The 23,041-nt window shown below is 64.9% G+C and carries 21 protein-coding genes; 11 read left to right on the top strand and 10 right to left on the bottom strand.

Translation table 11 applies throughout. The features are described from left to right. The first annotated feature begins 152 nt into the window (after positions 1-152). Complete coding sequence (locus VGN93_RS11675; protein ID WP_327507612.1) at positions 153-800, top strand: L,D-transpeptidase; 648 nt, start codon at positions 153-155, stop codon at positions 798-800. 88 nt (positions 801-888) lie between these two features. On the opposite strand, the gene VGN93_RS11670 is transcribed toward VGN93_RS11675, so the two are convergent. The 4 genes from VGN93_RS11670 to VGN93_RS11655 all read right to left on the bottom strand — a co-directional run bounded on the left by VGN93_RS11670 (position 889) and on the right by VGN93_RS11655 (position 3,728). Next, entirely contained in the window at positions 889-1,644 is a 756-nt protein-coding gene (locus VGN93_RS11670; protein ID WP_327507726.1) for a M15 family metallopeptidase, read from the bottom strand. A 28-nt stretch (positions 1,645-1,672) separates the two neighbouring features. Continuing rightward, entirely contained in the window at positions 1,673-2,059 is a 387-nt protein-coding gene (locus tag VGN93_RS11665) for a hypothetical protein (protein ID WP_327507611.1), read from the bottom strand. Between the two features lie 78 nt (positions 2,060-2,137). Beyond that, positions 2,138-2,746, bottom strand: coding sequence for a pyridoxamine 5'-phosphate oxidase family protein (locus tag VGN93_RS11660; RefSeq protein WP_327507610.1), 609 nt, complete (start codon positions 2,744-2,746; stop codon positions 2,138-2,140). A gap of 73 nt (positions 2,747-2,819) precedes the next feature. Next, a complete protein-coding gene (locus VGN93_RS11655; protein ID WP_327507609.1) occupies positions 2,820-3,728 on the bottom strand; it encodes an alpha/beta hydrolase in 909 nt (302 codons plus the stop codon). A 47-nt stretch (positions 3,729-3,775) separates the two neighbouring features. Here VGN93_RS11655 and VGN93_RS11650 point away from each other — a divergent pair, with 47 nt between their 5' ends. Further along, positions 3,776-4,246, top strand: coding sequence for a MarR family transcriptional regulator (locus tag VGN93_RS11650; protein ID WP_327507608.1), 471 nt, complete (start codon positions 3,776-3,778; stop codon positions 4,244-4,246). On the opposite strand, the gene VGN93_RS11645 is transcribed toward VGN93_RS11650, so the two are convergent. The 3 genes from VGN93_RS11645 to VGN93_RS11635 all read right to left on the bottom strand — a co-directional run bounded on the left by VGN93_RS11645 (position 4,243) and on the right by VGN93_RS11635 (position 7,823). Further along, complete coding sequence (locus tag VGN93_RS11645; protein ID WP_327507607.1) at positions 4,243-5,454, bottom strand: low temperature requirement protein A; 1,212 nt, start codon at positions 5,452-5,454, stop codon at positions 4,243-4,245. The genes VGN93_RS11650 and VGN93_RS11645 overlap by 4 nt on opposite strands. Positions 5,455-5,556: 102 nt before the next feature. Next, a complete protein-coding gene (locus VGN93_RS11640; RefSeq protein ID WP_327507606.1) occupies positions 5,557-7,389 on the bottom strand; it encodes a monovalent cation:proton antiporter-2 (CPA2) family protein in 1,833 nt (610 codons plus the stop codon). 59 nt (positions 7,390-7,448) lie between these two features. Beyond that, positions 7,449-7,823, bottom strand: a complete 375-nt coding sequence (locus VGN93_RS11635) for a DUF971 domain-containing protein (protein WP_327507605.1) — start codon at positions 7,821-7,823, stop codon at positions 7,449-7,451. 202 nt (positions 7,824-8,025) lie between these two features. On the opposite strand from VGN93_RS11635, the gene moaA reads away from it, so the two are divergent. Continuing rightward, positions 8,026-9,012, top strand: coding sequence for a GTP 3',8-cyclase MoaA (moaA, locus tag VGN93_RS11630; protein ID WP_327507725.1), 987 nt, complete (start codon positions 8,026-8,028; stop codon positions 9,010-9,012). Between the two features lie 59 nt (positions 9,013-9,071). Here the strand turns inward: moaA and VGN93_RS11625 are convergent, their stop codons facing one another. Continuing rightward, positions 9,072-11,612 (bottom strand): methyl-accepting chemotaxis protein, encoded by a 2,541-nt coding sequence (locus VGN93_RS11625; RefSeq protein ID WP_319323167.1) that lies wholly within the window; start codon positions 11,610-11,612, stop codon positions 9,072-9,074. 387 nt (positions 11,613-11,999) lie between these two features. On the opposite strand from VGN93_RS11625, the gene VGN93_RS11620 reads away from it, so the two are divergent. The 3 genes from VGN93_RS11620 (at position 12,000) to mobB (ending at position 14,126) form a co-directional block, all read left to right on the top strand. Then, on the top strand, positions 12,000-12,905 hold the full coding sequence (locus tag VGN93_RS11620; protein ID WP_327507604.1) for a DMT family transporter: 906 nt from the start codon (positions 12,000-12,002) through the stop codon (positions 12,903-12,905). Positions 12,906-12,969: 64 nt separating this feature from the next. After that, positions 12,970-13,605, top strand: a complete 636-nt coding sequence (mobA, locus tag VGN93_RS11615) for a molybdenum cofactor guanylyltransferase MobA (RefSeq protein ID WP_327507603.1) — start codon at positions 12,970-12,972, stop codon at positions 13,603-13,605. Continuing rightward, a complete protein-coding gene (gene mobB / locus VGN93_RS11610) occupies positions 13,602-14,126 on the top strand; it encodes a molybdopterin-guanine dinucleotide biosynthesis protein B (protein WP_327507602.1) in 525 nt (174 codons plus the stop codon). Before mobA ends, mobB begins: the two co-directional genes overlap by 4 nt. A 117-nt stretch (positions 14,127-14,243) precedes the next feature. Here the strand turns inward: mobB and VGN93_RS11605 are convergent, their stop codons facing one another. Further along, entirely contained in the window at positions 14,244-16,247 is a 2,004-nt protein-coding gene (locus tag VGN93_RS11605; RefSeq protein WP_327507601.1) for an OmpA family protein, read from the bottom strand. Between the two features lie 180 nt (positions 16,248-16,427). Beyond that, entirely contained in the window at positions 16,428-18,560 is a 2,133-nt protein-coding gene (locus VGN93_RS11600; protein WP_327507600.1) for an OmpA family protein, read from the bottom strand. A 342-nt stretch (positions 18,561-18,902) separates the two neighbouring features. Here VGN93_RS11600 and VGN93_RS11595 point away from each other — a divergent pair, with 342 nt between their 5' ends. The 5 genes from VGN93_RS11595 to VGN93_RS11575 all read left to right on the top strand — a co-directional run bounded on the left by VGN93_RS11595 (position 18,903) and on the right by VGN93_RS11575 (position 22,778). Beyond that, entirely contained in the window at positions 18,903-19,685 is a 783-nt protein-coding gene (locus tag VGN93_RS11595) for an ABC transporter substrate-binding protein (RefSeq protein WP_319323183.1), read from the top strand. A gap of 172 nt (positions 19,686-19,857) precedes the next feature. After that, positions 19,858-20,661, top strand: coding sequence for an ABC transporter permease (locus tag VGN93_RS11590; RefSeq protein ID WP_319323185.1), 804 nt, complete (start codon positions 19,858-19,860; stop codon positions 20,659-20,661). Beyond that, a complete protein-coding gene (locus VGN93_RS11585; protein WP_256115590.1) occupies positions 20,658-21,488 on the top strand; it encodes an ABC transporter permease in 831 nt (276 codons plus the stop codon). The genes VGN93_RS11590 and VGN93_RS11585 overlap by 4 nt, the downstream gene beginning before the upstream one ends. 144 nt (positions 21,489-21,632) lie before the next feature. After that, complete coding sequence (locus VGN93_RS11580) at positions 21,633-21,899, top strand: aspartate-semialdehyde dehydrogenase (protein WP_319323189.1); 267 nt, start codon at positions 21,633-21,635, stop codon at positions 21,897-21,899. A gap of 63 nt (positions 21,900-21,962) precedes the next feature. Then, positions 21,963-22,778: a class I SAM-dependent DNA methyltransferase gene (locus VGN93_RS11575; RefSeq protein WP_319323191.1), complete on the top strand. Its 816-nt coding sequence runs from the start codon at positions 21,963-21,965 to the stop codon at positions 22,776-22,778. Positions 22,779-23,041: the final 263 nt, after the last annotated feature.

Here is a 23,041-nt window from a genome sequence, read left to right as displayed (position 1 = left end):
TCGTCTGGATCCAGCCCTTCTAGGGGCTCGAAAAGGCCGGCGGGAGGCCTGTTCCCGCCGGAACATCGTGGCGAGCGCTGCTGTCCTAAAAAGTCCCCATCAGAACAAAGCGCCGGGCGTCAAGCCAACGGCCGCAAACAGGGACCAGGACAATGAAAAAGCTCGCCATCGCTCTACTCGCAGGCCTTCTTTCCACCACAGGTGCGGCCTTCGCCGCCGACAATGAAGTAGACCCGATCGAGGTCGCCTCGCTTTCCTCGTCGGCCCAGAAGACGGGCTGGCTGCAGGTGCTGTCGGGCGGCAAGCCGGTGAAGTCGGAAAAGAAGGTTGCCGCCGTTTCCCGCGCGCCGATCGCCCGCGAACTCGTCGCCTTCCACGAGAAGGTGGCACCCGGCACGATCATCGTCGACAATTCCGAGCGCCGCCTCTACCACGTGCTCGGCTCCGGCCTTGCCATGAAATACGCCGTCAGCGTCGGCCGCGAGGGTTTCATCTGGACGGGCGCCGAAAAGGTCACCCGCAAGACCGAATGGCCGACCTGGACGCCGCCGGAAGACATGCGCGCCCGCGAAGCCAAGAAGGGCAAGATCCTGCCGATCTCGATGAAGGGCGGCCTCGACAACCCGCTCGGCTCGCGCGCCATCTATCTCGGCTCGACCATCTACCGCATCCACGGCACCAACCAGCCCTCGTCGCTCGGCAAGGCGCAGTCCTCCGGCTGCATCCGCATGGCGAACGAAGACGTCGAACACCTCTATTCCCAGGTCACGGCGGGCGTGACGGTCATCGTTCGCGACTGATTTTTAAAAGTCTTCGCCCCCACCCGCCGTCATTCTCGGGCTTGACCCGAGGATGACGGAGGAGAGGTGGGCGGCCCGGATCAACCAATCAGCGGCAGGCGGAAGCGCCTGCCGCTTTTGCTATGGCGATAAGGTCGGGGCGATATTCGAAATGCATGGTGTCGTAGTGATACCAGCGCCCGCCCCAGACAAAACCGTGCCGCTCGAAGATATCGACGATCTCCAGCGGGTACTTGTTGGCGTATTTCGGCACCTTGCCCGGCTTGCCGCCGGACCAGATCCAGTAATCGGCAAACTTGGTGTTGAGATCGATCGCCGCGCCGAAACTGTGCACCGACATGTTGGGCGCACCGGAAACCTTGCGCCAGTTGAAGGTGCCGGCCGACGGCGCCAGGTAGCGCTTCAGCGCCGGCTTTGCCGCAAGCTCGTCGCGCACTTTTTCAAGTGCTGCCGCAGCGCCCTGCCGCTTGGTCACGCGCACCGTCGCGCCGAACCATTCGACCGGCACGAGATCGGCCTGCACCGCCTTCGCCGACTTGCCGTAAAGCCGCATCATCAGCGCATCGCTGCGAATGCGGCCGGGATCGAAATCGACCACCGGTTTCGCATCGCAGGCGCCGAGCGGATAGATCTGCTGAAGGCTGTCTTCGACGTCGCCGGTGGCGAGCGCGGCCTGGTGATCCTTCGTCTTGCCGTCGTCGATTTCGAGCGGCGCCCCACCGTCCTTGAAGACAAGGCTGTTGCCCTCGATGCCGGCAAGGCTCTCGGGATAGGCCGCAACGAGGAGTTTCAGACGGGTCGCAAGATCAGGCTCCGCAGCGCCCGCCGCTGATGCGGCGAGCACCAAGAGAGCAGCACCCGCGAGCGCGCGCTTAGTCCACGGAAATGTTGATATAATCGCCTCCACCGCCACGCCAGATTTCCACATGGATCTGCACGTCGCCATTGAGCAGCCGGCGTGCGGCCTGGCCGTTGATCTGGCCGCTGCGGATCATGCGCTCGGCAAGCTCGCGATTGCGCGGCGAGGCGAAGAAGCCGTCGAGGTCGTCGCCGGGCTGGCGCACGCCAAAACGGTGCACATTGGCGCGGTCCTGCCGGATGACCTGCCAGGGCTGGGTCAGGCGCTCGTTGCTGGAGTTGTAGAGATCGTCCTGGCCGATATAGGCGCCGTAGCTTTCGATCAGCTCGTCCGCCTTGGCCGCTCCGGCCGAAGCCGCAAGCATAGCGGCGAATGCCGCCGCAAAAATTCCTGTCCGCATTTCCAACTCCACTTGTCGGCCGTGGCCGCATTCAATCGATAACAAGACGGGTCGGGGCGGCAGGATATTCGCTGCCGCTCACCACATCGTCTTGGCGGCGCGTCCCGGCCATTCCCGGTCATAGGCGGCGCCGTCGAAACCCTTCTTGGCCGAGGCGAGCATCTGGCCCACGGTCGGCAGGCAGGCAGTATCGCGGAACTTCTCCGGGTTCCAGAGGTCGGCGCGCAGAACGGCGCGGGCGCATTGCGAATAGACCTCCTCGATCGTGATCACCACGACGGAGCGCGGGTGCCTGCCGTCCATCACGAAGCGCCCGGTGAGCGCCGGGTCGATGCGCACCACGGCGCGGCCGTTGAGGCGCATGGTCGTGTTGGAACCGGGAATGAGAAACATCAGCGCCACCCGCGGGTCGCGCACGATATTGGAGAGCGAATCGATGCGGTTGTTGCCGCGCCAGTCGGGCAGCATCAGCGTGCGCTCGTCCTCGATATGGATGACGGCGCCGGCATCGCCGCGCGGCGAGCAATCGAGCCCTTCCGGCCCGACGGTGGCGAGCGCCATGAAGGGCGAGGCCTCGATCATCACGCGATATTCCGGCAGCAGGAAATCCGTCACCTTGACGAGCGAAGCTTCGCCCGGTTCGCCGTAAAGCGTGTTCAACTGGTCGACCGAGGTGACGATGGTCATGCTTGCCTCCTGTGCTGCTTGCCGTTCCCGGCGCATCGCACCTTCGCATGACAGGTTCATGACGAAAAGGCCGTCAGGCGGCAATGCGTTGCCCGTCCTCGGCGAGGAAACGCACGATGCGGTCGATCACCGGCTCGGCGGAGACGATGCGGCGGTGGCCGAAGCCGTTCGCCCATTCGAGGGTGACATTCGGCCCCGAAGCGGCATAACGCCGGGCATGCAGCGCCGGCACCTCCTTGTCGTCTTCCGCATGCAGCACGAGCATCGGCACCTTCAACCGCCCGGCCCCGTTCGCCGCATCGAAGGCCGAAAGCGGCGCGCCGGCAATCTTTTCCACATGGCTTTCCAGCGCCAGCTGGGCCTTGGCCCCGAGCTTCAGGAACCGGCCGAGATCCTTGAACAGCCACGTCATTTCGCTGGGCGAGCCGATGGTGACCAGCCGGCGCGGCCGGTGCGCGGGAACCGACGGCACGAGGCCGCTCGCCGCGCAGGCAAGCGACGCGCCGCCGAAGGAATGGCCGCAGAAATAGTCGAAGCCGCCGAACCGCTGCCAGGCCGCGTCGATCGCCCGGACCGCCATGGGCAGCGTCAGCGTGCGCCCGCGCGAGGCGCCATGGCCCGGCAGGTCGAGCGCCACCACCTCGTGGCCGGCGGCGACCAGCGCCTCCGTCAACGTCGAGAGATAGGCCGCGCGCGAACCCCAGCCATGCACCACCAGCACCCGGCCGGAAAAGGTCTGGCAAGGTCGTGCGGCAAAGCGGTGCGCGACGGCAGTGCCGCCGGCAAAGGCAAGCGTCACGCGCTCGGCCTGCCGCATCCAGCCCTCGGAGCGGGCGAACAGTTCCTTCTCCTTCGCCGTGCGCGGCCGGCGGCCGGGCGTCGTCGCAAACAGCCGGAACGCGGCGCGGCCGGCCGCGGCAGGAGAGATGGCGGCGGCACCCTGGAGCGCCAGCCGGATGACCTTCAAGCCAAAGGATGCCATAGTGGGAATCCATAAAAATGTTCAATGCTGAACAATAAAGTACAACGATGAACAAAAATCAAGCCTTCCCCTGGGATCATCCGCGCTTTCGCAGCTGGATCGGCGTGGCGCGCGCCTGCCAGCTGATGCAGCAGGCGGTGACGCGGGCGATCGCCGATCTCGGCATCAAGCCGCCGCATCTCGATATCCTGGTCAACCTCTACCGCTTCGACGGCATTTCGCAACAGGAGCTGGCCCGCAAACTGCTGGTCGGCCGCTCGAACATGAGCATGCTGCTGCCGCAGCTCGAAAAGCGCGACCTGATCCTGCGCAAGGCCGACGCGAAGGACAAGCGCGTGCTGCGCCTGTCGTTGACGCAGGCCGGCCGCAGCCTCACCGAACAGGCGATGATCATCCAGACCGGCCTGATCGACCGCATCCTGTCGCAGACGCCGGAAGACCGCTGCCTTCAGGTCGCCGAATCGATGGAGGACATCATCCGCATCCTCCAGACGATGGACGTCGCCGAAGACGCCTAGACCTTGGCGACGGCATCCGCCCGCGTCGATTTCAGCGACTGGAACTCCCAGAGCGCCACGCCGAACAGCACCGCGGAAGCCGCCATGAAGAGCTGGTAGGGTTCGACGAAGGGAACGGCCGCGGTGAGCAGGAGAAGCGCGCCGATGCCGGCGAGATGCGACAGCGGCGCCCGCCCGCGCACCGCCCGCTTGAACCAGGTATTGCCGGAAAGGAAGACGATCGGCCCGCCGAGGATGGCGCTCGCCGTCTTGAAATCGACATGTCCAAACGGATGGGCGAGCGCGAACTCCTCCGCCACGGCCGACAGGATGATGCCGCCGACGATCGGGATATGGGCATAGGTGAAGGCAAGCCGTGCGACGCGCCCCGGCGTCGCCGAATGCTCGATCAGGTGCGCCGCCTCGCCATGGCCGAAGCGGAAGTAGATCCACCACATGGTGGCGGTCGAGAAGAAGGCGGTGGCGAGCAGGAGGATGGTGAAGCCGTCGAGCAGCTCCATGCCGGCGACCGTGCGGCCGGTGACGAGGATCGTCTCGCCGAGGCAGATGATGACGAAGAGCGCGCAGCGCTCCGAAATATGCTCGCCGGAGACCTGCCAGTCGCTGACCGACGATCGCCCGATGCGGGGCGTGACGAAGCCGAGCGCCGGCGCGCTGTATTCGATGCCGAGCGCCAGCAGCCAGAGCGCCAGCCGCGCCTCCTCCTCGACGAAGGCGCCGGCGATCCAGAACACCGCGGCAAAGGCCGACCAGGCGGTGATGCGGATGAAGTTGCGGCTGTTTTCCGGCCAGTCGCGCCGCATCACATAGGCGGTGAAGGCCGAGCGGCCGACCTGCATGGCGACATAGGTGAGCGCAAAGAGCAGGCCGCCGGTGCTAAAGGCGACCGGAATGGCGACCGACAGCATCAGGCCGAGGAACATCAGCACGAAGAGCAGGATGCGCACCGGCGCCTTGTCGGGATCGAGCCAGTTGGTCGCCCAGGTCGTGTAGATCCACACCCACCAGACCGCGAGCGTCAGCATCGCCGCCTCGACGAGGCCGAGCGCCGAATAATGCGCCGCCAGCGAATGGGAAAGCTGGATGATGGTCAGCACGAAGACCAGGTCGAAGAACAGTTCGGCAAAGCCGACCTTGCCTTCCTGTGCTGTTCCCCGGGCACGCAGACAAGCGGAATGGGCGAAGCGTTCGTCGTTGTTCGCCGTCATGCGGGCGGGTCCCTGTGCAAGTAGGATGTGCAAGTGGTCGAGCCGGGCGGCGTCGATCCCATGGGAAACCAACCGGCGCGCGAAGGCAAGCCCGATCCGTCGTCAGCCGGCCTCTTCCTGCTGTTCCCTTTCGCGGCGCTCGCGCTCCTCCTCCGCGGCCGCGCGCTCGCGGGCGGTGCGCGCCGCGACGAGATCGGCCGGCTGCGCATTGCCGCGCACGAGCTGGCGACCGGCATAGATGCCGCCGACGGTTTCGAGCGCCAGGCGCTCGCGGTCGACATCGCGGAACTCCTCGACCACTTCGATGGCGAGATCCTCGTCCTCGCCGAGCGCCTTCAGCGTCTCGCGGCTGAAGACGATGGCCGATTCGAAGGTCTCGCGGAGCTGGTAATCGACGCCCGCATGGATGAGGTCGATCGCATGACCGCGGTCGAATGCGCGCGCCAGAAGCGGCACCAGCGGAAACTCCTCGTGCACGATCTGCGCGATCTTCACCGCCGCCTCCTTGTCGTCGACGCAGATGAGGATCGCCTTGGCGGTCGCCGCACCCGCGGCATGCAGGATATCGATGCGCGAGCCGTCGCCGTAATAGACCTTGAAGCCGAATTCGGCGGCGTCGCGCACGAATTCCGCATCCTTGTCGATCAGCGAGAGCGTGTAGCCTCGGGCGAGCAGCGGCTGGCTGACGATCTGGCCGAAGCGGCCGAAACCGATCATCAGCACCGTGCCCTCGACATTCTCCGGCAGCGTCAGCCCCTCGGTGGAAGGCTGCTGCTTCGGCACGACGCGGTCGTGCAGGATGACCATCAGCGGCGTCAGCACCATCGAGATGATGATGGTCGCCGTCAGGATGGCATTGTCCTCGCCGTCGAAAATGCCGGCGGAAACGGCCGCCGCATAGAGCACGAAGGCGAATTCGCCGCCCTGCGCCATTAGCACGGCGCGGTCCAGGCTCTCGGCGTGGCAGGTGCCGAGCATGCGGGCGACCAGATAGATGATCAGGATCTTGGCGATCATATAGCCGACGACGCTCGCCACCACGAGCTGCCAGTTGGCGGCGATGACCGAGAGGTCGATCGCCATGCCGACACCAAGGAAGAACAGGCCGAGCAGGATGCCGCGGAACGGCTCGATATCGGCTTCGAGCTGGTGGCGGAACGACGATTCGGAGAGCAGCACGCCGGCAAGGAAGGCGCCCATCGCCATCGACAGGCCGGAGACCTGCATGGCGAGCGCCGAACCGAGCACCACGAGCAGCGCCGCCGCCGTCATCACCTCGCGCGCGCCGGACGCTGCCAGCACGCGAAACAGCGGGTTGAGCAGGTAGCGCCCCGCCAGCACCAGCGCCACGATGGCGCCGATGGCGATGCCGATCGAAAGCCAGCGATCGGAGGCGTCCGTGGCAGCACCGCCCGTGCCGAGCAGCACGACGATGGCGAGCAGCGGCACGATGGCGAGATCCTCGAAGAGCAGGATCGCGATGATGCGCTGGCCCTTCAGCGTCGACAGGGTGCCGCGCTCCTGCAGCATCTGCATGACGATGGCGGTGGAGGTGAGGACGAAGCCGGTGCCGGCGACGAAGGAGGGAATGAGCGGGAAGCCGAAGGAGAGCCCGATGCAGGTCAGCGCCGCCATGGCGCCCATCACCTGGATGGCGCCCAACCCAAAGATGTCCTTGCGCATGCCCCAGAGCCGCGAGGGCTGCATTTCGAGGCCGATGATGAACAGGAACATCACCACGCCGAGTTCGGCGACATGGATGATCGCCTGCGGATCGGCGAAGAGGCCGAGCCCGAAGGGGCCGATCGCCAGGCCGGCCGCCAGGTAGCCGAGCACGGAGCCGAGCCCGATCTTCTTGAAGATCGGCACCGCCGCGACACCCGCCGCCAGCAGGACGACGACCTGGGTGAGATCATTCGCATTCGCTTCTGCCAAAGGGGCATCTCCCGTTAATCTGTCGGTGGACGCTACCTTCGTGGAGGCAGTCCGAAATGTTACCGCGGTTTCTCCGACATATCGCGGCTCATGCCTTTCTCCGCAAGGTCGCGTTCGTATCCGGCGAAGAGCTCCGCGCCCTTTTCCCCGAGTTCGCGCAGATAGGACCACGTGAAGATACCAGTATCGTGAAGGTCGTCGAAGCCGATGCGCACGGCATAATTGCCGGTCGGGACCATGGAGATGATCGCGACGTTGCGTTTTCCCGGCACCGTCACCTTCTGGCCCGGCCCATGGCCCTGCACCTCCGCAGACGGCGAAAGCACGCGCAAAAGTTCCGCCGAAAGGTCGAAACTCTGATTGTCGTTGAACGTCACGACGAGGCGCTGGCGGTCCTTGGAGACCCGCAGTTCCGTCGGCCACAGATCGCTCATGCCATTCCCTTTCCATCGCCTTTGCGCGAAGGACTATGCCGCAAGCCGGGGATGTGCAAGGCGGAAAATGCTGTCATAATCACCGCACCGGCTTGACGCTGCGCCTCGCGCGCACGACATAAACGGGAACGGAGGCTGTATTTTGAATTCGTTTGCAGGACCATGGGATGGCGCGGGCCGCATCGCGCAGTCCGACGCACCGATGATCGACCCCTTCGGGCGGGCGATCACCTATCTGCGCGTCTCGGTGACGGACCGCTGCGATTTCCGCTGTACCTATTGCATGGCGGAAAACATGACCTTCCTACCGAAGAAGGACCTGCTGACGCTGGAAGAGCTTACCCGGCTCTGTTCCGCCTTCATCGCCAAGGGCGTGCGCAAGCTGCGGCTGACCGGCGGCGAGCCGCTGGTGCGCAAGAACATCATGCATCTCGTGCGCGAACTCGGCCACCAGGTGCAGGACGGCCGCCTCGACGAACTGACGCTGACGACCAACGGCTCCCAGCTCGCCAAACACGCGGCCGAGCTTGCCGATTGCGGCGTGCGGCGCATCAACGTCTCGCTCGACACGCTCGATCCGCAGAAATTCAAGACGATCACCCGCTGGGGCGAGCTTTCGAAGGTCATGGAAGGCATCGATGCGGCGCAGGCCGCAGGCCTTAAGATCAAGATCAACGCCGTCGCCCTCAAGGATTTCAACGACCGGGAAATCCCCGAGCTGATGCGCTGGGCGCATGGCCGCGGCATGGACCTCACGCTCATCGAGACCATGCCGATGGGCGAGATCGAGGAAGACCGCACCGACCGCTACCTGCCGCTGTCCGAAATGCGCGCGCGGCTTGCGGACGAGTTCACGCTCACCGAAAACGCCTACCGCACCGGCGGGCCGGCACGTTACGTCACCGTCACGGAGACCGGCGGCCGCCTCGGCTTCATTACGCCGATGACGCATAATTTCTGCGAAAGCTGCAATCGCGTGCGCCTCACCTGCACCGGCACGCTCTATATGTGCCTCGGCCAGAACGACGCGGCGGACCTGCGCCTGCCGCTGCGCGCGTCCGAGGACGACGCCCTGCTTTCGCAGGCGATCGACGAGGCGATCGGCCGAAAGCCGAAGGGCCACGATTTCATCATCGACCGCCGCAACCGCCCGGCCGTCGCCCGCCACATGAGCGTTACCGGCGGCTGAGCGCTGCCCAAAAAGGCCGGGCTTTCGCCCGGCCTTTTCATTCCCAAAAGAGCCTACACTCAGGCCGCGTAGTGCTGCCGCCCGAAACCGTCCCGGGTGTCGAGATCGCGCGTCTTGAAGTGGTCGATCTTCTCGTTGAGGTTTTCGACGCGGCGGCGCAGGCCGTGGATTTCCGCGGTGTTCTCCTCCACCATCGCCGCGTTCTGCTGCGTGATGAGCTCGACCTGGTGGACGGCCTGGTTCACCTCGTTGATGCCCTCGTACTGCGCGGCGGCGGCGGCCTCGATCTTGCCGACAAGCGTGTGGATCGACGAGATGTGCTCGTTGATGACCGTCAGCGCCTCGCCGGTCTCGGTGACGAGCGAGACGCCGTTGCGGACCTGCGCCGAGCTGTCGGAGATCAGGCCCTTGATCTCGCGGGCCGCACCCGCGCAACGCTGGGCAAGCTCGCGCACTTCCTGCGCGACGACCGCAAAGCCACGGCCCGCCTCGCCGGCGCGCGCCGCTTCCACCCCGGCATTCAGTGCCAAAAGGTTGGTCTGGAAGGCGATCTCGTCGATGACGCCGATGATCGTGCTGATCTTCTCCGAGGACTTCTTGATCTGGTCCATGGCGTCGACGGCCTTGGACACGACCTCGCCGGAACGCTTGGCATAGCTGTGCGTCTCGTCGACCGAGACCGCCGTCTTCTGGGCGCTCTCGGCGGTGGAGCGGACGATCTCGGTCAGCTGGCGCAGGGCCCGCGAGCTTTCCTCCAGCGCTGCCGCCTGCTGTTCGGTGCGCCGCGCCAGATCGTCGGCGGAGGTGGCGAGGTTGCCGGTGCCGCCGTTGATCTCGACCGTCGTCGCACGAACGTCCGACAGTGTGACGCGCAGCGCCTCGACGGCGTTGTTGTAGGTGCGGGCCATGGCGACATATTCGGCGGCGAGCGCCTCCGTCATGCTCTCTTCGAGATTGCCGGCGGCAAGCTGGCCGAGCACGTCGGAAAGCGCGGTCAGCGCCTCGGTCTGGTCGGCTTCGATGCGGGCCTGCTCGCTGGCGCGGCGCGCCTGCTCCTCGGCCGTCAGCTGGCGCTGGGTTTCCGCTTCCTGTTCGAGGCGCACGTTTTCGCGCGCGGCATCGCGGAAGACGGCGACGGAGCGCACCATGTCGCCGATCTCGTCGCCGCGGTTGCGGCCGTCGATGCTGATGTCGAGATCGCCGCTTGCCAGCCGCGACATGGCCTCGTTGACGCGCCGGAGCGGTCCGCGCAGCGTCTCGACGAGCATCAGGCCGCCGATGATGGCAAGCAGCGTGCCGGCGACCATGGCGATGATCGAGACATTGGCCGAACGCTGGCTGTCCTTCTTGCCGGCCTCCTGGGCGCTCGACACGAACTGTTCGAGGGTCTGGCTGGCATCCGCCACCGAAGCGGAGGCGGCGACGCGCGCGGCCTGCCATTTTTCGCCGACGGAAATCAGGTCCTGCGTGCCCTTCTCGATCTTGGCGAGCGAGGGCGCGAGCTTGTCCGAAAGATCGCGCAGCGCCGCATTCTTCGTGCCGAGCTTTGCCAGTTCGGCGGCACTCGCGGCTACGGCCTTCACATCCGCGAGCACGGCGTCACGGCTCGGCTGGTCGAGCTTGCGGTGAAGCTCGCTGATATGCAGGCGGGTTTCGTCGATGCCCTTGAACGTGTCGCCCATCAGCGTGATCAGCGTCTTGAGCAGCACGATCTCGGCGTCCATGCCGACGAAGCGCTTGGCGGCGGTGTCGGAGTTCTTGCCGGCTTCCTTCAGGAAATCGGCATCGAATTTTGCCAGCTTGGAAAGCACCGGCACGAACTTCACCTTCTTGGCCTCCGCGTCGTCGGTGCCTGCAAGGATGGCCTGCACCGCGGCGACTTCCGCTTCGAAGACCTTGATCTGTTCCAGCGCCTTCGGCGAGGCGATCGCCTTGGATTCGGCAAGCTGCTTCAGAAGCTGCGGCAGGTAGGTCTCGGCCGCCTTCACCTTGTCCTCCGGCTTCATCGCCAGCGCGACGGGCTTGCGGAACTTGCCGATGCGTTCGGCGAGACCCTGGTAGGCGGCGGCATCGAACAGCAGCGCCTTGGCGAAGGCTTCCTTCTCGCCCGATTCGCTGCGGATGACGCCGATCTGCTTTTCGGCAAAGGCGCCGTCCTTGGCCATCGCCGCAAGCGAGCCTTCCAGCTCCGCGGTCACGGCGTTGCGCTCCTGGTCGATCGCCCAGAGCGTTTCGGTCTGGGCGCGCATGGTGCCGGCCAGCGCCACGACGGAGGCGATCTTCGCCTTTTCGCCCGCATCGGGCAGCAGCGCGTCGAGATCGTGGATGCCGGCATCCTGCTCGTCGATCCGGGCGGAGAGCGCGTCCCGCGTCTGCGAGCTCGGCTTGTCGACGAAATCCTGCAATCCGGTGCGCAGGTTCTGGAAATGCGACAGACTGTTGATCGTCTCGCGGGTGACCGTCATGTGACCGTTCAGCGTGCTCGCGGTGAAATAACCGACAAGGCCGATACCGGCGATCAGCGCGACGAGAGGAATGACGAACAGCAGCACCTTTGTAACGATGCGGCGCTGCTGGAGCAGGCGGTCAATGAAGGACATGGGTTCCCCGACGTTTTTATGACGACCAAGATCCCGTCGGGTGTCCGTCAAAGCCGAAGGGGCCGCTCGGCTCACCATCGGGAGCGCGGCCGGCACTTCATGTCGGGGCATTCGGCCGATCTTCCACCAGGCGGCCTGCCCTCACCCGTCGCATCATGCGATCGTTCATTGGGATGACGCAACGATAGGTGGGGAAGCTTAATGAAATGCTTCGCCAAAGCGGCAGAAATTCAAGCTGTTGCGCCGAAATCGTCGTGGTTTTCTGCCCAAAACACGCTCATTCGCCGCTTCCTTCGGCAACCATCCCTTTTGTTCCAGTCGATCTAGCGATGGCACCCGGTCGACAATGTGCCTATGAGGGAAGGACGATCGCCTGGAATCACCCGCATGAACTCCTCCGCAAATGCCAAGGGCGCCCTGTTCATGGTGGTCGCCATGGCCGGCTTCACCTGCAACGACGCGCTGGTCAAATCCGTCACCGGCGCCATGAATGTCGGCCAGATCATGTTCGTGCGCGGGCTGATGACGACGGTGCTCGTCGTCTTGATCGCCTGGCGGATGGGCGCGCTCGGCTCCTGGCGCGTCGTGCTGCAGCCGGCCGTCATGCTGAGGCTCGTCGCCGAAATCCTCGCCTCGCTCGCCTATATATCCGCGCTCGGCGCCATGCCGCTCGCCAATACCGCCTCGATCCTCCAGGCGCTGCCGCTCGCCGTCACGCTGGGCGCCGCGCTCTTCCTCGGCGAACAGGTCGGCTGGCGGCGGTGGCTCGCCATCATTGCGGGTTTTGCCGGCGTGCTCATCGTCATCCGCCCCGGCCCGGAAGGGTTTTCGATGGCGGCGGTCTATGTCATCGCCTCGGTCGTGGGTGCTGCGGCGCGCGATCTCTCCACCCGCCGCATCGACCCCGATGTGTCCACCCTCTTCATCAGCGTCATCACCGCGACGTCGATCACCGTCGTCGGCGGCGCACTGATCGTGCCGATGGGCGGCTGGCAGCCGATGTCCGGAGAAGTCATTAGCCGGCTAGCCTTTGCCAGCGTCCTGCTGCTCGTCGGCTACCAGGCGATCATCATCGCCATGCGCACCGGCGAAATCTCCTTCATCGCCCCCTTCCGCTACACGAGCCTCATCTGTGCGATCGCCATCGGTTTCCTGTTCTTCAGCGAGGTGCCGGATATCTGGATGACGGTGGGCGTTCTGATCATCGTGGCGTCCGGCCTGTACACCTTCTACCGCGAGAACCGCCGCCAGGTGCCGGCCGTCGCACAGGAGTCGAAGCCGGAATCGCCCTGACAGGGTTGCGAGGCGCTGCCGCACCGACTAGATCGGATGAGACCAACCTGCCGACAGGAGCGAGATGGCACCGGCACAAGCGATATTGGGCGTGATCCTCGCCGGCGGGCTTTCCTCCCGCATGGGGCAGGACAAGGCGCGCATCCGTCTCGGCGGCGCCGCCCTCATCGATCGCGCCGCCCGGCGGCTGCGCCCGCAGGTCTCGGCCGTCGCCGTCAATGCCAATGGCCCGGTGCTGTTCGAGCGCGGCGAGGAACTGCCGGTCTTCGCCGATCTCGATGCCGCGCGCGCCGGTCCGCTGGGCGGGGTGCTCGCCGCCCTCGATTACGCCAAACACCACCATCCGGAGGCGACCCATGTCGCCACCGTGCCGACGGACAGCCCGTTCTTCCCGACCGATCTCGTCGCCCGGCTCGCCCGTGTCGTCGACACGCCGGAGCGCATGGCCGTCGCCCGCTCGGTCAGCGGCCTGCATCCCGTCTTCGCCCTCTGGCCGGTCACGCTCGCCACCGACCTCTCGGAATGGCTGGCCGGCGGCGGGGCGTTGCGGGTGCGCAGCTACCTCGAACGCCACCAGGCGCGCGATATCACCTTTCCGCTGATCGACACGCCGCGCGGCGAATTCGACCCGTTCTTCAATATCAACACGCCGGACGATCTCGACGAGGCGGAAAACTGGCTCTGGGTGCTGGAGCGATGACGCGGCCAAAGATCTTCGGCATTGCCGGATGGAAGAATTCCGGCAAGACGGGGCTTGCCGTGCGCCTGGTAACCGAGCTCGTCGCCCGCGGCTACCTGGTCTCGACGATCAAACACGCCCACCACGATTTCGACATCGACAAGGTCGGCGCCGACAGCTACCGCCACCGCCAGGCCGGTGCGCACGAGGTGACCATCGTCTCCGGCACGCGCTACGCGATCACGCACGAGTTGCGCGGCACGCCGGAGCCGAGTTTCGAAGAAATCCTCGCCCGCCTCGCCCCGTGCGACCTCGTGCTGATCGAAGGCTACAAGCGCGAGCCGATCCCGAAGATCGAGGCCCGGCGGCTGGAGGCCGCCAACCGCATCCCGCTGGCGCCGGAAGACCCGCATATCGCGGCGATCGCCGCCGATCATCCCGTCACCGACACCACGCTCCCGGTCTTCGACCTCGACGACACGAAAGCCATCGCCGATTTCGTCGTCGCGGTGACGGGCCTCGCAAAGCCCTCGACAGCCTGACGCCGTCGCCGTCAGGCGGCGAACGAGCCGGCAGCGAGCGCCAGAAAAAACTTTTCGCGCCAAAAAGAAGGCCGCGGGATTTCTCCCGCGGCCTTCCGCATTCGATCGCTCGACCGATTATTCGGCCATCGCCACCGGCTTCACCAGCGGCGTGACGCGGCGGATGGTGACGCGGCGGTTGAGCTGTTCCGCAGCATCCGTGTCGATCTTCAGGAAGCGCTCGCCGTAACCCTGCGTCGCCAGGTTTTCCGGCGCGATGTCGTAGACGTCGGTCAGGATGTTGGCGACCGCCTCGGCGCGCTCGTCGGAGAGCACGAGGTTCGATTCGTCCGAACCGACGGCATCCGTATGGCCCTCGATCAGGAAGGTCTCGCCCGGATCCTTGTCGAGGATCTCGTTCATCGCGTCGGCAACCCGCTTCAGCGTCGAGGCCTGGTTCATCGAGATATCCGCCGAGCCGGTCGCAAAGGTGATCGTATCGAGGTCGATACGGCGCACCTTGTCGCGGATACGGGCGGAATATTTCACCTCGTCGAGCGTGTAGACGCGCTCGACCGGCTCGACCGGTGGACGATCGAGGAAGGCACGATAGTCCGTGTCGTCTTCGGCCGACGTGTCGATGATATATTCATCGACCGGGATCGTCAGGCGCATCGGCGGCAGGCGTTCGCCGGGGTCGACGAAGGTCGGCCGGCTGTCGCGGTCGATTTCCGGCGCGTAATACATGACATATTCGCGGCCGCCGCCATCAATGCGCGAGCGCTGGATGATGTCGCCGTAGCGGTTGCGGATGGTGACGACGCGGTCGCCGTTCGGCCGCACGATGACCTCGCGGATGCGGCCGTTCGGCAGATCCTCGTAATAGGTCTCCGTGGCGCGGCGCGACAGGCGACGCCCGTCGTCGGAGCGCACGATGATGCCGCCGTCGAAATTGATCACGGTGCGATCATCGATTTCACGCTCGACGCGCCAGCCGTCCCGCTCGTCGTAGCGCGGCCGGCGATCACGGCGCTCGCCACGCTCGCGGTCACCCGATTCGTAACGAACCCGGTCGCGATCCTCCCAGCCGACCTGCGCATCGCGGTCGGATTCGGGAACACGCACGCGCACGTCGCGGCGCTTTTCCTTGCGCTCGCGACGCAGCTCGTCGCGCGAGCGGTCGCGGCGGTTGTCCCAGTCCTTGTCGCTGTCGAGCACGGCGGCACCGTCGGTGAACGGCAGCTCGATCGTGTCCGTCGTGCCGGACGGATCGCGCGCGATGCGCTCGCGGTCCTTGTCGCGCTCGCGGCGCGGCCGGCCGGCCGTCTCGTCCGGACGCTTGCCTTCCCGCTCGGCCTCGCGCTGCTTCTCGCGGCGTTCCTGGCGTGCCTTCTGCTCGTCCTGCTTCTGGTTGGATTCCGCCTCACGCTGCTTCTTGCGGCGTTCCTCGCGGGCACGCTGCTGGTCCGCATCCCGGCGCTGCTGATCCGCCTCGGCGTCACGCTGTTTCTGGCGCCGTTCTTCACGGGTCTTCTGCGTGTTTTCCTGCTTTTGGCGGTCCGCTTCCTTCTCACGCTGATCCTTGCGGTCCTCAGCGCGCCAGGTTCCCTGGTTTTGCTCCTGCTGCTGCTGATCCGCTTCACGCTGCTTCTTGCGGCGTTCCTGGCGGTTTTCCTGCTGCTGCTGGTCGGCTTCCGCCTCACGCTGCTTCTTGCGACGCTCCTGGCGGTTTTCCTGCTGCTGCAGGTCACCTTCGGCTTCACGCTGCTTCTTGCGGCGCTCCTGACGGTTTTCCTGCTGCTGCTGATCACCCTCGGCCTCACGCTGCTTCTTGCGGCGTTCCTGGCGGTTTTCCTGCTGCTGCTGGTCGCCCTCGGCCTCACGCTTCTTGCGGCGCTCCTGGCGATTGTCCTGCTGCTGTTCGGCCTCGCGGTTGCGTTCGCGCCTGTTCTGGCCGCCGCCATCATCCTCGCGCTTGCGCTTCTTGCGAATGATTTCCTCTTCCTCGCTCTGAACCTTCGTGACATCGGATTTCTCGACGAGCGGCAGCAACGGCCGGACCATGGCTGCCTCTACCGGCTGCCAGACCAGCGAAAAGATGGGCAGGGCCACCGTTGCCAGAAGCGTTGTTCTCTTAACCATTGGCGTTTCCTCGTTTGCCACCGTTTGGCGCACTTGCATCAGGGTTTGGGGCGGATTTGTGTTTCAATGCAAGCTGCCACTGTTCAAAAAGACGCTAAATCATCGCAGATGAATCCACGCTGAATGCGATATGGCCGCCGGCAAAAACCGGCGGCCATATAAGAACGCTTGAAAGCGCGATCAGTTCGCCCGTGCCATCGGGCGCACCAGCGTGGTCACTCGGCGGATGGTGACGCGGCGGTTCTGCTGCTCGGCGACCTGGGTTTTCACCTTCAGGAATCGCTCGCCATAACCCTGCGTCTGGAGGTTTTCCGGCGGAATGCCGTAGACGTCCGTGAGCAGGCTCGCGACCGATTCGGCGCGCTCGTCGGAGAGCACGAGGTTCGACTTGTCCGAGCCGACCGCGTCGGTGTGGCCCTCGATCAGGAAGGTCTCGCCCGGATCCTTGTCCAGCACCTTCTGCATGGCGTCGGCGACGCTGCGCAGCGTGCGGGCCTGGGACATCGGCACGTCCGCGCTCGCCGTGGCGAAGGTGATCGTGTCGAGGTCGATGCGCCGCACCTTGTCGCGCAGGCGGGCCGAGTGCTTCACCTCGTCGATCGTATAGACGCGCTCGACGCGCTCCACCGGCGGCTCGGAGAGGAACTCGTAATAGTCACGATCCGGATTGCTCGACGTGTCGATGATATAGTCGCTGACCGGAATGCGCAGGCGCATCGGCGGCAGCTCGTAGCCGACATCGACGAGGCCCGGACGCGGCGAATCGTCTTCCAGCTCCGGCGCGTAGACGAGGATATATTCCCGCCCGTCCCGGCCGACGCGCGAGCGCTGGATGATATCGCCGTACCGGTTGTAGATCGTCACGATCTGCACGCCGCCGGGGCGCACGATCGTCTCGCGCACGCGGCCACGGGCGAGGTTGTCGTAATAGACCTCTTCCGAATCGCGGCGCAGGCGCGGCCGGTCGTCGCCGCGCACGATCAGCTGGTCGCCGACCTCCAGCACCGTGCGGTTCTCGACGCGCTCGATGACGTTGACCTGCGTGACGCTGTTGTCGATCGTCGTGTTGTTGTTGATGACCGTGTTGTTGATCACGGTGTTGTTGATGATGTTCGTCGTCTCCGGCACCTCGAAGTCCGGCGCGCGCTTGACGCGCTTGCCCTCTTCCCTGTTGCCCGCCTCGATCTTGCCCGAGACGGCCTCGCGGACCTCCTCGGAAATCGCCGTCTGGGCGGAAACGTCCGAATCGGGAACCGGAACCTCCTCTTCCTGGGCGCGCAATTCCTCGCGCTGCTTGCGGCGTTGGTCGCGGCTCTTCTGGCCGCCGGAATTATCGGCGTCCTTGTCGCTGTCGAGCACGGCCGCACCGTTCTCGACCGGCAGCACGACGGTCTCGTCGCTCTTGCCCGGATCTTCGGCGATCTCCTGCTTCTGTTCTTCCGTCAGCGTGTCGACCACCTCCGGCACCGGCTCGGTCGCGGGCGTCTCGCCGGTCTCGGCGGTCGCCGGCTGCTCCGTGCCGGTCTCGGCAGGCTTTTCCTCGCCGGCAACCGCCGGCTGCTCGCCCTCACCAGCGGTCGGCTGCTGTTCGCTTTCGCCGGTCGTGGTCGCCGGCTGCTCTTCACCCGTCGTCGTTTCGGCGGCGCTGCCATCCGGCTGTTCCACCGGCTGCTCGGCCTGCTGGTCTTCGGCAGGCTTCTGCTCTTCCGCAGCCTTCTGTTCTTCGGCCTGGCGCTGCTGTTCTTCCTCAGCCGCGCGCTGGGCCTCGTCCTCGGCCGCCTTCTGGTCCGAAGCGGTCTTCTCGGCTTCTTCAGCCGCTTTCTGCTCCTCGGCCTGGCGTTGCTGCTCTTCTGCGGCGGCGCGCTGGGCTTCCTCGTCAGCCGCCTTTTGCTCGGAAGCAGCCTTCTCGGCCTCTTCGGCGGCCTGCTGCTCTTCCGCGGCCGCGCGTTGGGCTTCTTCCTCGGCGGCCTTCTGCTCGGCAGCGGCCTTCTCAGCCTCCTCTGCGGCCTGCTGCTCTTCCGCAGCCGCGCGCTGGGCTTCCTCTTCGGCAGCCTTCTGTTCGTCGGCGGCGCGCTCGGCCTCTTCGGCGGCCTTCTGTTCGTCGGCCTGGTCCTGCTGTTCTTCTTCGGCCGGGGGCTGTGCCTCCTGCTGTTGCAGCAGCAGTTCTTCCTCACTCGGCTGGCCCTGGTCGGTGCTCTCCTGCGCAACCTCGAACGGCTTCATCAGCGCATCGGCGAGCGTCGGCGTGGCGATCAGCGCGCTCGACAGCACCGGCAGTGCCACGGTTGCAAATAGTCTGGAGCGGAAACTCATTTTTCTGTCCTCACGGTGTCCCGTCTGTTGCATCGAGAGGGGTGCATCCGGCTCTTTCGGCCGGTGGGTGAACCCTTCATGGTCTTCCAAAGGCCTAGCCATCGGCGCCTTAACCCTGCCTGAACGGCTCCGGCTGACGCAGGAGATAGGTCGCGCCGCCGGCCCGGCCAGTGGAGGGGCCGTGAAATTGTCGGGCAAACCGGGCGGAAAGACGGCGGAAAACCAGTTGATTTTTTGGCGAAAACCGGTCGATTATCCAGCCCAAGCGGGCAGCCCTGCCCGCTTCACATCAAGGCCCGGACAACAAGAAGAACCCGAGAGCCTTTAATAGAGAGGATCAAAATGCGTATTTCCAAACGTTTCACGCTTGCAGCCTCGGCTGCGGTCATCGCCCTCTTCGCCTCCTCGGCGATGGCTGAAGGCGAGAAGATCGTGATCGGCACGGAAGGCGCCTACCCGCCCTTCAACAATCTCGAATCCGACGGCACGCTGACCGGCTTCGACGTCGATATCGCCAAGGCGATGTGCGAGGAAATGAAGGCCGAATGCACCTTCGTGACGCAGGACTGGGACGGCATCATCCCGGCACTCATCGCCAAGAAGTTCGACGCGATCATCGCCTCCATGTCGATCACCGAAGAGCGCAAGCAGCAGGTCGACTTCTCCAAGAAGTACTACAACACGCCGCCGGCCATCGTCGTGCCGAAGGATAGCGAGATCACGGAAGCCACCCCGGAAGCACTCGCCGGCAAGCTGCTCGGCGCCCAGGGCTCGACGACCCATTCCAACTATGCCGAAGCGCATATGAAGGATTCCGAGGTCAAGCTCTACCCGACGGCAGACGAGTACAAGCTCGACATCGCCAACGGCCGCATCGACGCCGTGATCGACGACGTGGTGGTGCTGTCCGAATGGCTGAAGACCGACGACGGCGCCTGCTGCAAGCTGCTCGGCACCCTGCCGATCGACCCGGTCATCAACGGCGAAGGCGCAGGCGTTGCCGTTCGCAAGGGCGATACCGCGCTTGCCGACAAGTTCACGGCTGCGGTCGCGGCGATCCGCGCCAACGGCAAGTATCAGGAAATCAACGCCAAGTACTTCCCCTTCGACGTCTACGGCGACTGATCGCGGCAGACACTGCTTCATGCGGTTTTTTTCTGACCCCATCAGCAGAATGCACGGGCGGGAGGGCTTGCTCTCCCGCTCCTTTTGTTTGAGAGTTTACAAATAAAGAAAAGACGGGCGCAAAAGGCGCCTTAACAAGAAGCGCGAAGCGCGCATCGGGGGTTCTTCTGGCATGAGCGGGTTTTTCGCCGCCATCGTCGAGGCGGTATCCGCATTTCTCGGGATCATCGATCCCCTCTGCGGACCGGTCGGCATCTTCAATCTTTTTGCGGGCAATACGCTGCTCGCCTGCGGCGACGCCGGCTGGGGCGACGAGATCGCGCTCGGCTTCCTGGTCACGGCCAGCCTCGCCATCGCGACCCTGCCCGTCGGCCTGTTCTTCGGCTTCTTCATCGCGCTGGCCAAACAGTCGGAAGAACGCTCGCTGCGGCTTTCGGCAAACATCTACACCACGCTCTTCCGCGGCCTGCCGGAGCTGCTGACGCTCTTCATCGTCTATTACGGCCTGCAGATCCTCGTGCAGAACCTCATGGCCGCCATCGGCTATGACGGCGCGGTGGAGATCAACGCCTTCTTCGCCGGCATGATCGCGCTCGGCGTGGTCTTTTCCGCCTATTGTTCGGAAGTGCTGCTGTCGGCCTTCAAGGCGATCCCGCGCGGCCAGTACGAGGCGGGGTATGCGCTCGGCCTGCACCAGGGCCGCACCATGCGGCTCATCGTCCTGCCGCAGCTGATCCGCGTGGCCCTTCCCGGCCTCGGCAATCTCTGGATGGCGCTTCTCAAGGATACGGCGCTGGTCTCCGTCATCGGCCTGCCGGATATCCTGCGCCAGACGAGTGTCGCGGCGCGCGTCACCAAGGAAGCCTTCCAGTTCTACGCCATCGCCTGCCTGCTCTTCCTGGTGCTCGCCTTCCTATCCTCGCTGGTCTTCTCCAGTATCGAGAGCTGGGCCAAACGGTCGGAGGCCGCACGATGAGCTACGTCACCACCCTCATCCCGCCGCAGGCGCCACCGCCGGCCCCACCGAAAACCTTCACCGCCGGCCGCTTCTTCGGCAACATCTTCATGGGCGTCTGGCTGGCGCTGACCGTCGGCATCTTCCTGATGATCGTCGGCGGCTGGGATCCGGAAAAGTTCACCAAATACGGCCCGAGCTACCTCTCCGGCCTCGGCGTCACGCTGCTGCTCGTGGCGCTGTCGGTGGTGCTCGGCGGCCTCATCTCGCTACCGCTCGCCTTCGCGCGCATGTCGAAGAACCCGGTCTTCTCGTGGATCGCCTACGGCTACGTCTATTTCTTCCGCGGCACGCCGCTGCTCACCCAGCTCTTCCTCGTCTATTACGGCCTCGGCAGCTTCTCGGCCGAACTGAAGTCGCTCGGCCTCTGGTGGTTCTTCCGCGATGCCTGGAACTGCGCGCTGCTGACCTTCACGCTCAACACCGCCGCCTACCAGGCCGAAATCCTGCGCGGCGCCATCGAGAGCGTGGCGCGCGGCCAGCATGAGGGCGCCGCCGCCCTCGGCCTGCCCAAGAAGGTCGCCTTCTTCAAGGTGATCCTGCCGCAGGCGCTGATCGTGGCACTGCGTCCCTATGGCAACGAGATCATCCTGATGATCAAGGGCTCGGCCATCGTCGCCATCGTCACGGTCTTCGATCTGATGGGCGAGACCCGCCGCGCCTTCTCGCGCACCTTCGACTACCAGGCCTATCTCTGGGCGGCACTTATGTATCTTCTGATCGTGGAGCTGCTGCGCAACCTCTGGGCCTGGCTGGAACTGCGCCTGACGCGCCACCTGAAACGGTGACACCCTTGGCAGCACTCACAGGCGAGAGCTGCCAAGACCCTGTTTTCAAAGAAAAATTCTCCCTATCCATCAAAAATCAATATTTCATTAACCCTGTAAGCGCTCAATCATAGGGACCATCATTCACCACGCAATGAGGTCCCTATGACGAACGACATGGCAATGCAGCTCGAGGGCTATGGCATGACCACGGCCCAGATCCTCTACCGCATGCCGGATCACCAGCAGTTCCTGCAGACCTATATCTGGCAGCACTACGATCTCGCCCCGGATTTCCCGGAGATGAAGCGTTTTCTCAAATTCTGGCAGGAGAAACTGGACGGACCGCTGCATTCGGTGCGCTACGTCCACCGCCGGCTGATCTCGGCCTCGGAATATCGCGCGCTGAAGGGCGAGTTCATCATTCACTGACGCAGCCGCGCGGCCGGGCGATCGCCATTGCAAAAGTCCTGTGCGGACCGTAAGAGACCGCGCATGACCAAGATCGACGAAGACGCGCTCGCGGACGCCTACAACCGCGCCCTTTCGCTGGAAAAATCCGGCGATTTCGATGCCGCCGCCAAGGCCTATGCCGACGTGCTGGCGCTCGACCCCGAGGACCATGGCGGCGCCGCCGTGCGGCTTGCCTCGATGGGCCGCGGCGAGACGCCGGAAAAGGCGCCGGACGCCTATGTCACCACCCTCTTCGACCAGCATGCCGACGTCTTCGACAATGTGCTGGTCGAGCAGCTCGGCTATTGCGTGCCGCTCACCGTGCGCCAGCGTTTCCAGGCGCTCGGTCTCGGCCCGTTCAAGCGCGTGCTCGACCTCGGCTGCGGCACGGGGCTCACCGGCGGGGCGCTGCGCGACATGGCGGAAGACATCACCGGCGTCGACCTTTCGGAGAACATGGTGGAGGTCGCGCACGAAAAGGATCTCTACGAGACGCTCTACGTGGGAGAGGCCGTCGATTTCCTCGACGACAACGACGACGAGCCCTTCGATCTCATCACCGCGACCGACGTGCTGCCCTATCTCGGCGCGCTCGAGCCGCTGTTCTTCGGCGCCGGCGAAAATCTCGTTGCCGGCGGCCATTTCATCTTCTCCTCGGAAACGCTGCCGGAAGAGACCTTCGCCGGCCGCCCCTTCATGGTCGGCCCGCACCAGCGTTTCGCGCACGCCGCCGGCTATGTCCGCCAGCGCCTCGACGACACCGGCTTCGACGTCGTCGAGATGACCGACATCACGGTGCGCATGGAGGAAGGCGAGCCCATCCCCGGCCATCTGGTGCTTGCCAGGTATCGCGGCTGACGCAGCTGCTTGCGGGTGGATCCTCGGGTCGAGCCCGAGGATGACGAAAGAAGATTGGATGGCGGACCAAGCCGGCCGGTCCGTATACCGCACCGTTCAATAAGGTCCCGCGCTCCTCCTCCCCTCCGTCATGCTCGGGCTTGAGCCACTGGTGTCCGGTTTAAATTCAATGGACAAGGTGCACGGTGTTGATTCTACTCGTATTCGAGCGTTTGGCGACGATCTCGGACACGATAGAGGAGCAACCCCGTGCGGCATCACAA

Origin of the sequence: Shinella sp. (genome assembly GCF_035998705.1) — a bacterium.
GTDB lineage: Bacteria > Pseudomonadota > Alphaproteobacteria > Rhizobiales > Rhizobiaceae > Shinella.
The sequence above is the reverse complement of the archived record's forward strand: the minus strand, read 5'-3'. Positions and strand labels throughout refer to the sequence as shown.

Excerpts from the sequence above, each read along its gene's own strand:
- VGN93_RS11675 (WP_327507612.1), top strand. The coding sequence starts at position 153 with ATGAAAAAGCTCGCCATCGCTCTACTCGCAGGCCTTCTTTCCACCACA.
- VGN93_RS11665 (WP_327507611.1), bottom strand. The coding sequence starts at position 2,059 with ATGCGGACAGGAATTTTTGCGGCGGCATTCGCCGCTATGCTTGCGGCT.
- VGN93_RS11660 (WP_327507610.1), bottom strand. The coding sequence starts at position 2,746 with ATGACCATCGTCACCTCGGTCGACCAGTTGAACACGCTTTACGGCGAA.
- VGN93_RS11655 (WP_327507609.1), bottom strand. The coding sequence starts at position 3,728 with ATGGCATCCTTTGGCTTGAAGGTCATCCGGCTGGCGCTCCAGGGTGCC.
- VGN93_RS11650 (WP_327507608.1), top strand. The coding sequence starts at position 3,776 with ATGAACAAAAATCAAGCCTTCCCCTGGGATCATCCGCGCTTTCGCAGC.
- VGN93_RS11645 (WP_327507607.1), bottom strand. The coding sequence starts at position 5,454 with ATGACGGCGAACAACGACGAACGCTTCGCCCATTCCGCTTGTCTGCGT.
- VGN93_RS11635 (WP_327507605.1), bottom strand. The coding sequence starts at position 7,823 with ATGAGCGATCTGTGGCCGACGGAACTGCGGGTCTCCAAGGACCGCCAG.
- moaA (WP_327507725.1), top strand. The coding sequence starts at position 8,026 with ATGATCGACCCCTTCGGGCGGGCGATCACCTATCTGCGCGTCTCGGTG.
- VGN93_RS11625 (WP_319323167.1), bottom strand. The coding sequence starts at position 11,612 with ATGTCCTTCATTGACCGCCTGCTCCAGCAGCGCCGCATCGTTACAAAG.
- VGN93_RS11620 (WP_327507604.1), top strand. The coding sequence starts at position 12,000 with ATGAACTCCTCCGCAAATGCCAAGGGCGCCCTGTTCATGGTGGTCGCC.
- mobA (WP_327507603.1), top strand. The coding sequence starts at position 12,970 with ATGGCACCGGCACAAGCGATATTGGGCGTGATCCTCGCCGGCGGGCTT.
- mobB (WP_327507602.1), top strand. The coding sequence starts at position 13,602 with ATGACGCGGCCAAAGATCTTCGGCATTGCCGGATGGAAGAATTCCGGC.
- VGN93_RS11605 (WP_327507601.1), bottom strand. The coding sequence starts at position 16,247 with ATGGTTAAGAGAACAACGCTTCTGGCAACGGTGGCCCTGCCCATCTTT.
- VGN93_RS11600 (WP_327507600.1), bottom strand. The coding sequence starts at position 18,560 with ATGAGTTTCCGCTCCAGACTATTTGCAACCGTGGCACTGCCGGTGCTG.
- VGN93_RS11595 (WP_319323183.1), top strand. The coding sequence starts at position 18,903 with ATGCGTATTTCCAAACGTTTCACGCTTGCAGCCTCGGCTGCGGTCATC.
- VGN93_RS11590 (WP_319323185.1), top strand. The coding sequence starts at position 19,858 with ATGAGCGGGTTTTTCGCCGCCATCGTCGAGGCGGTATCCGCATTTCTC.
- VGN93_RS11585 (WP_256115590.1), top strand. The coding sequence starts at position 20,658 with ATGAGCTACGTCACCACCCTCATCCCGCCGCAGGCGCCACCGCCGGCC.
- VGN93_RS11580 (WP_319323189.1), top strand. The coding sequence starts at position 21,633 with ATGACGAACGACATGGCAATGCAGCTCGAGGGCTATGGCATGACCACG.
- VGN93_RS11575 (WP_319323191.1), top strand. The coding sequence starts at position 21,963 with ATGACCAAGATCGACGAAGACGCGCTCGCGGACGCCTACAACCGCGCC.